This is a genomic window from Moorena producens 3L, assembly GCF_000211815.1.
Classification (GTDB): Bacteria; Cyanobacteriota; Cyanobacteriia; order Cyanobacteriales; family Coleofasciculaceae; genus Moorena; species Moorena producens.
In genome coordinates, this window is record NZ_GL890882.1 from 3,574 (window position 1) to 14,717 (window position 11,144).

At 44.3% G+C, this 11,144-nt stretch carries 6 protein-coding genes; 3 read left to right on the forward strand and 3 right to left on the reverse strand.

Annotated features, from left to right (window positions below; genetic code table 11):
• Positions 1 to 563: 563 nt before the first annotated feature.
• Positions 564 to 1,445: a 4-hydroxybenzoate solanesyltransferase gene (locus tag LYNGBM3L_RS12865; RefSeq protein ID WP_008183556.1), complete on the reverse strand. Its 882-nt coding sequence runs from the start codon at positions 1,443 to 1,445 to the stop codon at positions 564 to 566.
• 174 nt (positions 1,446 to 1,619) lie between these two features.
• Between LYNGBM3L_RS12865 and LYNGBM3L_RS12870 the strand changes: the two genes are divergently transcribed.
• Complete coding sequence (locus LYNGBM3L_RS12870; protein ID WP_008183557.1) at positions 1,620 to 3,272, forward strand: Ppx/GppA phosphatase family protein; 1,653 nt, start codon at positions 1,620 to 1,622, stop codon at positions 3,270 to 3,272.
• A 164-nt stretch (positions 3,273 to 3,436) separates the two neighbouring features.
• Positions 3,437 to 6,640 (forward strand): aminotransferase class I/II-fold pyridoxal phosphate-dependent enzyme, encoded by a 3,204-nt coding sequence (locus tag LYNGBM3L_RS12875; protein WP_161603156.1) that lies wholly within the window; start codon positions 3,437 to 3,439, stop codon positions 6,638 to 6,640.
• Positions 6,641 to 8,277: 1,637 nt separating this feature from the next.
• Here LYNGBM3L_RS12875 and LYNGBM3L_RS12885 read toward each other — a convergent pair.
• Entirely contained in the window at positions 8,278 to 8,718 is a 441-nt protein-coding gene (locus LYNGBM3L_RS12885) for an Hsp20/alpha crystallin family protein (protein ID WP_008183559.1), read from the reverse strand.
• 274 nt (positions 8,719 to 8,992) lie between these two features.
• The gene (locus LYNGBM3L_RS12890; RefSeq protein WP_044492964.1) at positions 8,993 to 9,286 is read right to left on the reverse strand and encodes a hypothetical protein; all 294 of its coding nucleotides are present in this window, start codon (positions 9,284 to 9,286) and stop codon (positions 8,993 to 8,995) included.
• A 428-nt stretch (positions 9,287 to 9,714) separates the two neighbouring features.
• Between LYNGBM3L_RS12890 and LYNGBM3L_RS12895 the strand changes: the two genes are divergently transcribed.
• Entirely contained in the window at positions 9,715 to 11,103 is a 1,389-nt protein-coding gene (locus LYNGBM3L_RS12895; RefSeq protein WP_008183561.1) for a GH1 family beta-glucosidase, read from the forward strand.
• Positions 11,104 to 11,144: the final 41 nt, after the last annotated feature.

The following is an 11,144-nucleotide window of genomic DNA, read 5'->3' on the forward strand; positions in this document are numbered from 1 at the left end:
TTTACCCTTACTAAGGGAGATTGAGATTCAAAAGTCCCCCTTACTAAGGGGGATTTAGGGGGTTCTGAATCAGGGATTAACAAAACTGACATGCTCCCAGACAAAACAGATAATCAACAATTAACTGTTAGCAATTTCCAAAGGAATAAAAGACTAGCCAAGAAACACAATACCAGTTTTTAGCTTGTAGGGTAGGTCTAGATTAGATTATCTCAGTTGCTAGTTATCAGTGAGTAATTATCAAAAATTACCTCAAAATCCCTTCCACACACCAAATAGTAGTATTCCTAGATACTCAATTTTCGATTATTGGTATCAAAAGCTAAAAGTTATCAGGATAACGTAAGCTATCAGCTATCAGCGTGTCGCGTATCAGCTATCAGCCATTCGCGTAGCGTGGCCAACGGCCAAGGCCAACGGCTGAATGCTTACCTTTCAGCTTTTGAATAAAATAAGCTGACGGCTGACCGCTGACTGCTGAATGCTCACGGAATAACTAGCAACTTTCTTGAGATTACTTCGCCCACCCCACTTTAATTGGTATTTTTTTTAGATGCAAGTCCCTAATTACTACCAATAATCATCCCGACCAGTAGCACAAAGCCAATCCAGACATTTTGGCGAAAAATATCTCCATAGACAGATGTGGGATGATTGGGCTTTCGTAGTCTAGTATAGTGCCAAATCCAGACTACTGTCGCTATCACTAGCGCTAACCAAAAGCCCAGTTGGAGATCCACCACAACTCCCAGGCCAGCAAGCAAGCTAGCACTACCAGCAAAGAACACACCTACGGCATCAGCAGCATACTTACCGAAAAACAAGGCACTAGAGCGCACCCCAATCCTCTGGTCATCCTCCCGGTCTGGCATGGCATAGACTGTGTCAAATCCCAATGCCCAAAGTACCGTTGCTCCCCAGAGTAACCAGGTAGCTGGTTCTAGAGTAGTAGTAATGGCACTCCAACTAATCAGTACAGCAAAACCCCAAGCAATGGCCATAACCAGTTGCGGTACAGGAAACACTCGCTTGGCAGATGGGTAAAACACAATTACTGGTACAGCGGCCACGCAAAGCCCAAAGGTGAAAGCATTAAGATACAGGGCAATCACCCCAGCGCAGACCATAGCAACTAAGGCAACTACTACACCAACTTTGACCGATAGGGCTTTGGATGCCAAAGGGCGTGAGCGAGTTCGCGCCACTTGGGAATCAATATTGTGATCCCAAACGTCATTAATTACACAGCCAGCAGCACTGGTGGCTAAGGTTCCAAGAATAATCACGCTAACCAGGGGAATCGGTGGTTTCCCTTGGGCTGCTAAAAAAACTGCCCACAGTGCTGGCACCATTAAAATCAATCGTCCAGTTGGCTTGTCCCATCGCAACAGTCGCATAATGGCTAGCCAGGTGGGTATGGGATTGGGGTTTGGCTGGGTAAGCATAGCAGGAATGGTGACTCGTTTGTTGGTAATTTTGTTTGTAGGTAATTTTCCGGATTGTTTCCTCGAATCAGAGGAATTTCACAATAGGAGATAGTGCCTATTTTTTGTTAGTCTCCTTAAAGATATCGTTATTGATAGGTTTCGGGTTGATATCTGTAAGCAGGATACATCAATATGGTTAACTCACTGACCCAAGACATTTTCCTACATGTTTCCACTCCTGACAAAGAGCAAGAGCGCATTATTGCTGCCATCGATATTGGTACCAATTCCATTCACATGGTGGTAGTGCGAATTGATCCCAAACTCCCGGCATTCACGATTATTGGTAAAGAAAAGGACACGGTCAGGTTAGGAAATTGCAACCCCCGGACCGGTGAGTTGACCCCCGAAGCCATGAACAGAGCGATCGCAACTCTACAACGCTGCAAGGAACTGGCAGCCAGCCTCAATGCTGAAAACATCGTTGCTGTAGCAACCAGTGCTGTGCGGGAAGCTCGGAATGGCCAGGCTTTTTTACAGCAGGTATATACAGAATTGGGTTTATTGGTCAACCTAATTTCTGGTCAGGAGGAAGCACGACGCATCTACCTAGGTGTGTTGTCGGCTATGGAATTCAACAACCAGCCCCATATCATTATTGATATTGGCGGTGGTTCAACGGAATTGATCCTCGGGGATAGTCACAACCCCCGTTCCCTAAGTAGCACAAAAATAGGAGCCGTTCGTCTTACAAAGGAGTTTGTAACTACAGACCCCATCAGCCAAAGTGAGTTTCTCTATTTGCAAGCCTATATCAGGGGAATGTTAGAGCGAGCTGTTGACGACATCCAGGGTAACTTGAAACTCAGTGAACAGCCTCGTTTAGTGGGGACATCTGGCACTATTGAGACCCTAGCCAAGATGCACGCCTATGAACATCTGGGTATGTTACCTAATCCCCTAACGGGTTATGAGCTGACTCGTCAAGATTTGGAAAAAATGCTCAAGCGCTTAGCTGCTATGAGTTTGGCTGAACGCTCAACCCTGCCAGAGATGTCCGAGAGGCGTTCAGAAATTATTGTTGCTGGCACAATCATTTTATTAGAAGCCATGAAGCTTCTGGGAATGGAGTCGATCATAATTTGTGGACGATCACTCCGGGAAGGCTTAATCGTTGACTGGATGCTTACCCATGGATTGATTGAAGACCGGCTACGCTACCAAGATGAGGTCAGGGAAAGGAGTGTAATCGCAGTGGCTGGGAAATATCAGGTCAACCTGGATTATAGTCAGCGGGTGGCTAACTTTGCCCTGAGCTTATTTGACCAAACCCAAGGAAAACTCCACAATTGGGGAACACAGGCACGGGAATTACTTTGGGCAGCAGCAGTTTTACACAACTGTGGCGTGTATATTAGTCATTCGTCCCACCACAAGCATTCTTATTACTTAATTCGCAATGCTGAACTGTTGGGGTTTCTGGAGCCAGAAATTGAAATCATTGCTAATCTGGCCCGTTACCATCGCAAGAGCCCTCCGAAGAAAAAGCATGAGAATTACAATAATCTGGCCAATCAAGAGCATCGGCTGTTGGTGAGTCAGCTCAGTGCTTTGTTACGGTTAGCTGTTGCTTTAGACCGTAGACATATTGGAGCAATTCGGCATGTTAAGTCGGATTATCGCTCCGATGATAAAGCACTTCATCTATATCTAGTTCCAGCTTTTGCTAATGATGATTGTGCTTTGGAACTGTGGAATTTGGATTATAAAAAATCGGTATTTGAAGAAGAATTTGGAGTTAAAGTGGTGGCGAGTTTGGCATCTAAGAGTAGTCAGCATTATTAAGCTATTAGCTCTCAGCCATTGAGACATTATCAATACATTATCAATAGGGTAAGCATTCAGCTATCAGCCTTGGCCTTGGCCTTTGGGTGATAGCTGAATGCTTACAACGCTATAATACCAATTGATATATAATAACAGACGTAATAACTAAATCCAATATAACTGTGTCCAAAAACTCATGTACTCGCATTCTTGATTGCTTGTATATCAGCACCTATAAAAATACCTTACCAATGCGTGTTGACATCTGGAACCAACTGAAATTGTCAACAGACCGCTTGCAATCTCTTCACGCCTGTGGCCAGGATATCTCCACCTTAAAGGAAAAAATTGCAGCTGGGTTCAAAATTCTCGAACCCATCGAACTCTACTGGAAATTTCCAGGGATAAATGCATTTCGACGATTGCAGCAGCACTTTGAGCGCCAGGAATATTCCCGACTTTCCTGGGAAGTGACTCAAATTATACGTTTGATGTCTAGCCGTGCTGAACTGTATGCCCAAGCATACATGGATCAGATTTTTGCAAGCGAACAGAAAGATGGACAGCAAATTATATCGGTCGATAAGTACAATCAAAACTCTAATCAACTCGATTTTACCGTCTTATTTGTCGAAGACGACATGACACCGGAAAAAGAAAAAGAATTACGCCAAAAACTGGCAGAAATAGCCTCGAAAACAGACAATTTTATTTATCAGCTCATCGTCATTTCTAACTTTGAGGATGCCCTAACAGCTTTGATGTTGAATCACAGCATTCAATGCTGTGTTATCGGCTACGACTTTCCCCTGCGTTCAAACAACTGTTTGTCACTGCTCGAAACATACATGAGTGGGTTAGAACAAGCTGAATTAGCTGGGGAATATTACCAACCGAGAGGTCTTACTTTAGGTGCGATTATACATAAGTTACGTCCAGAGTTGGATTTATACTTGTTGAGCGATGTATCCGTGGTTGATGTGGATGCTGATACGAATCAGAATTTCCGCCGCGTTTTCTACAATCAGGAAGACTATCTTGAAGTACACTTAAGTATTATTCAAGGCATCGAAAAACGTTACGAAACCCCTTTCTTCGATGCCTTAAGAAATTACAGCAAAGAACCCACAGGGGTATTTCATGCCATGCCCATTTCCCGGGGAAATTCCATCTTTAAGTCTGATTGGATTCAGGATATGGGAGAGTTCTACGGTCAAAATCTATTTTTAGCAGAAACTTCAGCAACCAGTGGAGGATTAGACTCATTACTACATCCTACTGGTCCCCTAAAGGAGGCTCAAAATTTAGCAGCGAAAAGCTTTGGTTCTAGGCAAACTTTTTTCGTGACTAATGGGACTTCAACTGCCAATAAAATTGTTTTGCAAGCAATTGTAAGCCCAGGTGATATTGTCTTGGTTGACCAGAATTGCCACAAATCTCACCATTACGGCATCGTCTTAGTAGGTGCTCAACCCCTTTACCTCAATGCCTATTCCCTCAAAGAATATAGTATCTATGGTGCTGTGCCTTTAAAGGAAATCAAGCAACAATTGCTCAAGTTCAAGCGGGAGGGGCAATTGGAGCAGGTGAAGATGCTGTTACTCACAAACTGTACCTTTGATGGCATTGTTTACAACGTTAAGGGAGTCATGGAAGAAATACTGGCAATCAAGCCAGATCTGGTTTTCCTCTGGGACGAAGCCTGGTTTGCCTTTGCTGGTTGCACCTCAACCTATCGAGAACGTACAGCAATGCAAGCTGCCACTGACCTTCATACTCGCTATCACAGTCCCCAATACCGAAAGGAGTATGCAGCCTTTAAGGAACAATTTGATCGGCTTGACCCAGAGGATGATGACACCTGGCTGAACCAGCACCTCTTACCCGATCCAGATCAAGTCAAGATTCGGGTGTACTCAACCCAATCAACACATAAATCTCTGTCTGGCATGCGTCAATCATCCATGATTCACATCTGGGACGAGGAGTTCAACCGTAGGTCGGAAATTGATTTTCTAGAGGCTTACATGACCCACACCACCACCTCCCCCAATTACCAAATTCTGGCTTCTCTGGATTTAGCGCGGCGACAAGTTGATTTGGAAGGCTTCAAATTGGTTCATTCCCAGATTGATATGGCAATGATAGTGCGGGAGAAGGTTAACACTCATCCATTGCTAGGAAAATACTTCAAGATACTTACTCCTGAAGAGTTGATTCCGGAAACCTATCGCCCATCAGGTCTGAAAAGTTACCAAACTCAGGAAGATCCAGAAGTAGAGTTCCAGTGTATCGAGCAAGCCTGGGAGGATGATGAATTTGTTCTCGACCCCACGCGGCTGACTTTGTACATTGGCAAGACAGGCATCGATGGCTATACTTTCCAAAATTCTGTACTGATGGAACAGTTTAATATTCAGGTTAACAAGGTTTCCCTCAATACGGTTTTATTAATGACTAATATCGGGACAACCTGGGGTTCGGTAACATATTTGCTTGATTGCCTGCATAAAATTGCTGAGGGGTTGGAGCAGGAATTGTGCCAATACAATCAAGTGGAAATCAAATTATTTGAAAACAAGCTGCAACAGCTAACACTGAATTTGCCTTCTTTGCCTCATTTCAGCGAGTTTTACTCCGGCTTCCGTTCTCACCCGGCAACTGGGCAAGGGAACCTACGGAGCGCCTACTTCCTGGGTTTGGACGAAGAAAAAATAGAATACCTGAAGCTAGACAATGAAATAGATGAGATAATGGCGTCTGGGCGAGAACTGGTTTCATCTACATTCATTATTCCTACCCCACCGGGTTGCCCGATTTTAGTTCCTGGTCAAGTTGTAACTGGGGCGATAGTCTTCCTAATGAAGCAGCTTGCTCCTGATGCCATTCACGGTTATCGACCTGACTTTGGATTGCCCGTGTTTGCTCAATATGTTTTGGACAGTCTCAATAAAACTACAGAATCTGCAATGACTAAAACAACAGCCTTCACTCATTTAGCTATAGCTGTTACGAACCTTAATGCCAGTATTGCTTTCTACGCTAAGTATGGTCAGATGTCAGTAGTGCGCTTGCGCGTAGAACCAGGGACAGTTTGGATGTCCGACAACATTAGACCCTTTGCCCTAGCTCTACTTGAGGAAGAAGAGGCCAAGCCGATCTTGCCCCCGAGTCATATTGGTATTGCTTGTGTCAGTTGCGAACAAGTGGATCAGCTCTGCAAACTTGCTCGCAAAGAGGGTTGTTTACTTGACGGACCTAAGGATTATGGTCCTCCAACTGGTTACGCAGCCTATCTAAGGGATCCTGATGGACACCATGTAGAAATTTCCTACGGTCAAGAGGCCGCTTTTGACATCCTCCCATCGTTAAATCAAAGATTATAACGTTCGCGTAGCGGCTCCAAAGGAGCTGGGATTCCTAAACCTCACGATTTGGTTTGGTGCTTCAATGCAACAGCCTCCACCCTAAGCGGGGTTTTATGGTCTTACGTTCGCGACCCAGACTATCCCCGCAAGTCCTGCGGTTCTCATGTGTCGAGTTTCAAGAAAAGTCTTGATGTAATGCATGATTCGAGGGTTGGCCTTCCATTGCCCTGTCATCTTTTCCCTAGAGACGAAACCTTAGGATAGTGGAGTCTTAATTAATAAATTTTTACCCTTCTCTGCATAACCTGCCAACCATAAAGACTCCACTATCCTTACGGTAACTTCAAAGTCTACCGATTTTGCTGCGCCGCCAGTTTACTGGACTTCGCTCGTATAGGCGCATCTGTTTCCAATCGGCAAAGCCGACGCTACGCGAACGTCTCGGGTGGGTCATTGACCACCCTCAATAAGCGCACATCTATCGTTAAAGACGCAATTCCTCTCTCGCTAACCCTACGGGTATAACGAGAGAGGAATTGCTCTTAAGGATGAGTCTAGATATACTCCGATACTTTTTAGCTACCAAAATCTACCAAAGGCAAATTCTGGCTCGCCAATGCAAGATGCTTTCACATCCAGGGGGTATCTCCCAAAGCTCTGACGGAATATCCCGCGAGCGCCATAAAAATGTCAACCCCAAAGTTGGTTCCACCGGGATAGAGAGCGCAACTATTAAACCCTTGGTTTTCGGCTTTAATTTAAGTTACATAATAATCCCTGTCGGTGTTACCCTAATTTAATTATAACAAATAATAAGAGTTTTTGCTGAGGGGGTGACATGAGCCCCAAAAAGCTTACTATATAAGGCTTTGATGCCAATGGTATCATGGAAGATACAGTCGGAAATTAACCCTCAATTCATTTTCTGGAAGCTCAAACCCTTATAACTACGTCCAATGTTTGCCCAAAACAGAATGTATATTTTTGTGAATTATCGGCTGAAATTTTTACCCAGTAAGGATTTCAGCTTGCATGTCACCCCCCCAGGAGTTTTTGGTAGACTCTGCGACATTTTCTCTAGCTGTTTACTAACCCTATACCGAGCTAGCTTAAGCAGCCACTTATATCATGTCCGGTTGAATACTTACACGCTTGCCCGAATCGAAGGCAGAGGGCAGAAGGCAGAAGGTAGAAGTAAAGGAGTAAGGTTTAATCGGTAATGGTGTTTTATCACTAATTATCCGGACATGATATTACAAAATATCATATTCCATCTTACCTTAAATCTAAGTGGTAATAGCTGAATGCTTATAAAAAGATTGACAGGTCAAGTCTTCCACTAGAAAGTTTACTGTCAATCTTTATGAATTTTATTTACACCGCTGGGGTTTGACGAAATCGTGTAAGCATTCAGCTATCAGCGTGTCGCGTATCAGCTAATGAGCTAAATCTCAGCGTCGAAGCCTGTGCCACGCACGCTAGGCGAACAGCTTTTGAAAAAAACAGGTAAGCATTGGAATAATGCTGAGTTACTTGGACTTTTAGCTGACGGCTGACGGCTGAGTGCTGAATGCTTACGAAATCGTTAGCCATAAAAATCCGCTGATCAAACCAGCAATTTATCGACTAACTGAACTAGGCTATTAACCCCAACACTAATTGAGATTAACTTTAAAGACTTTTTGCTTTTCTGATTCTGCTTTGGGCAAACTCAGGCTCAAGATGCCGTTATTGTAATCAGCTTTAACCTGATCGTGTTGAACCCGTGTTGGTAAGGGAATCACCCGCTGAAAGTTACCATAACGGAATTCTGAACGTGTCATCCCATTTTCTTCAGTACTAGTTTCAGACCGACGCTCACCACTAATAGACACGGCTTGCTCTGTCACCTGAATATCGAGATCTTTAGAATCTATCCCAGGAATCTCAAGCTTTAATTCCAGGGTTTCTGCTGTCTCCTGCAGTTCCGCCGCTGGCATAAAACTTGTTCCCTTCAGACCACGATCTTCAAATGGGGTGAATTCATCAAATAGCCGATTCATTTCCCGTTGTAAGTTAGTGAATTCTCGGAAAGGGTCCCAACGAATAAGTGCCATAATCGTTTGCCTCCGTCTAGTGACATATCCTTACGGTTTAGATCCACTTTTTTCACCCATACTGAGGATTGTTAACGGTTAGCGAAACGTCACCGCTTGGATGATTTGATTTAACCTGTTATCAATCTATCAACCCCGAAAAGGTCTTTGAGTTCGGTTCCCTTCCTAAACCACTAGGCTAATTCCCGTACAGATATAAATAATAGATAATTTGAATCTCAACCATATCCCCAATACCTCAGGGGAGTTTGAACAAATTTGAGTACGATTGTCCTTAGTTATCATTCAGGTTGTGGTAGCGGGCGCAGGCGTAGAGATCAAATAATGCTCCAACTAGGCTACAGGTAAAGGCAATCACTAATACTCCCTGAATGGGGGATCCACTACCAAAAATAGTCAGAAATTTCAATAGCTCAGTTGTGGCAGTAAGACCAAACCCTGTTAAGCCCGGAATGTATCCTATTATACCAAAACCGGCCAGTAAACCAATAACTAGTGCCACTGGAGCCATAAAGCTCAGAAGGATTGTTATTACCAAAGAACGGAGAAAGTTTGGCAAAATGCTCATAAAATTTAACCACATAAGCAGGTGAGTTAAAAGCCAGAGCCAAAGTATGACTTGGCACTTTCTACCTTAGGCGAAATCCCTGTCGATAACCGAAAATGTCAAAAATCTTAAATTTTCATTAAAAATCTTGGTAAAGGTCTGTGAATCTGGATCATAAAGCCGGGTTGTTGGTGGCTTGTTAAGGGCTACCGGTAGTCGGTTAAATTTATCGGCCTCAAGGTCCCTGGCTTGATATATCAGTGATTTCGGCTCAGTGACAGGGGACTTCCAACCCTAAAAGACCCTACCCAATTCCTGAGAAGCTGTGGATCAAAAGTTATCATTCCTGTTAAGATTCTTCGTTGATTGCGGACAGGTTAACTCGTCCCAGGACTCAAGTACGTGGGATGAGCTAGTACGTAACTCCCTTTCTTAATAACAAATCACTAATGACTAACGGCGATCGAATCAGTTACCAATTCCCAGACAACTTCATATGGGGAGTAGCCACCGCTTCCTATCAGATTGAAGGAGCAGTAAGTGAAGGAGGACGCAAACCTAGTGTGTGGGATACCTTCAGTGGTACCCCTGGAAAAATACTTAACGGTGATACCGGTGCTGTCGCTTGTGACCACTACCATCGCTACAAAGAAGATATAGAGCTGATGGTCAAACTAGGGATCAAGGATTATCGCTTTAGCATTGCTTGGCCTCGGATTATTCCTGACGGGCGTGGCAAAGTCAATCAGGAAGGGGTTGATTTCTATAAGCGCTTGGTGGATTGCTTGTTAGATCATGGCATTACTCCCCATGCCACTCTATTTCATTGGGACTCTCCCCAAGCCCTAGAAGACAAATACAAGTCTTGGCTTTCTCGCCAGATGGCGTTTGACTTTGCGGATTATGTTACCGCTGTGGTCACTCAATTAGGCGATCGCATTACCAATTGGATGACCATTAATGAGATCATGTGTTTTACTCACTTAGGCTATGGGGTTGACCAGGACCCGATCCATGCTCCCGGTAGGCGTGTTAAATCCATCAAACAGGTATGGCAAACCTCTCATCATGCCCTTTTAGCTCATGGTTTGGGCTGTCAAGCCATCCGTAGTGCTTCCCGGGTTCCCTGTTCTATCGCCTTTGTGGATAACTTGTCCGTCACGGTGCCAATCAATGAGTCACCGTACCATGTGGCAGCAGCAAAAAAGGCCTTCCCTTTATGTGGGCAAAATGGCGGTATCATTATCCCTGCTCTGACTGGTGCTTATAGTCCTGAATTACTGGAAGTGTTAGGAGACAATGCACCAGACATCGGACCATGTGACCTACAAATCATTCATCAGCCTCTGGATGGGATTTGTCTTAATATTTACACTGGTACCTATGTCCGGGCTGCTGACAATCCACAGGGGTACGAGTTCCTTGGTATGCCCAAAGGCTACCCTCGCATGCATCTGCCTTGGCTGAATATCCTACCAGATTCCCTTTATTGGGGGGTTCGTCATGTCAGTGAAACCCTGGGGCGTTCAGATTTGCCGATGTTTATCACTGAGAATGGCTGTGCAGCACAGGATGAATTGACTGCTAAGGGTGAGGTGATTGATACGGACAGGATTCTGTACCTCCGAGAGTACTTTAAAGCAGCCCATCGCGCTGTTAGTGAAGGGTATCCTCTTAATGGTTATTTCCTCTGGAGTCTGATGGATAACTTTGAGTGGTATTGGGGATATGATCGGCGCTTTGGGATTACTTATATTGATTACCCAACCCAACAGCGTATTCCTAAGGCGAGTTTTGAGTGGTATTCCGAGTGTATTCACAATAATCGGGTGGTTTGATCATTAATCCCAAAAACCCGATAAAACCCTATCGGTATAGT

What these genes read in the sequence shown, in the direction of transcription:
- LYNGBM3L_RS12865 (WP_008183556.1), bottom strand. Translation starts at nt 1,445, where the DNA reads ATGCTTACCCAGCCAAACCCCAATCCCATACCCACCTGGCTAGCCATT.
- LYNGBM3L_RS12870 (WP_008183557.1), top strand. Translation starts at nt 1,620, where the DNA reads ATGGTTAACTCACTGACCCAAGACATTTTCCTACATGTTTCCACTCCT.
- LYNGBM3L_RS12885 (WP_008183559.1), bottom strand. Translation starts at nt 8,718, where the DNA reads ATGGCACTTATTCGTTGGGACCCTTTCCGAGAATTCACTAACTTACAA.
- LYNGBM3L_RS12890 (WP_044492964.1), bottom strand. Translation starts at nt 9,286, where the DNA reads ATGAGCATTTTGCCAAACTTTCTCCGTTCTTTGGTAATAACAATCCTT.
- LYNGBM3L_RS12895 (WP_008183561.1), top strand. Translation starts at nt 9,715, where the DNA reads ATGACTAACGGCGATCGAATCAGTTACCAATTCCCAGACAACTTCATA.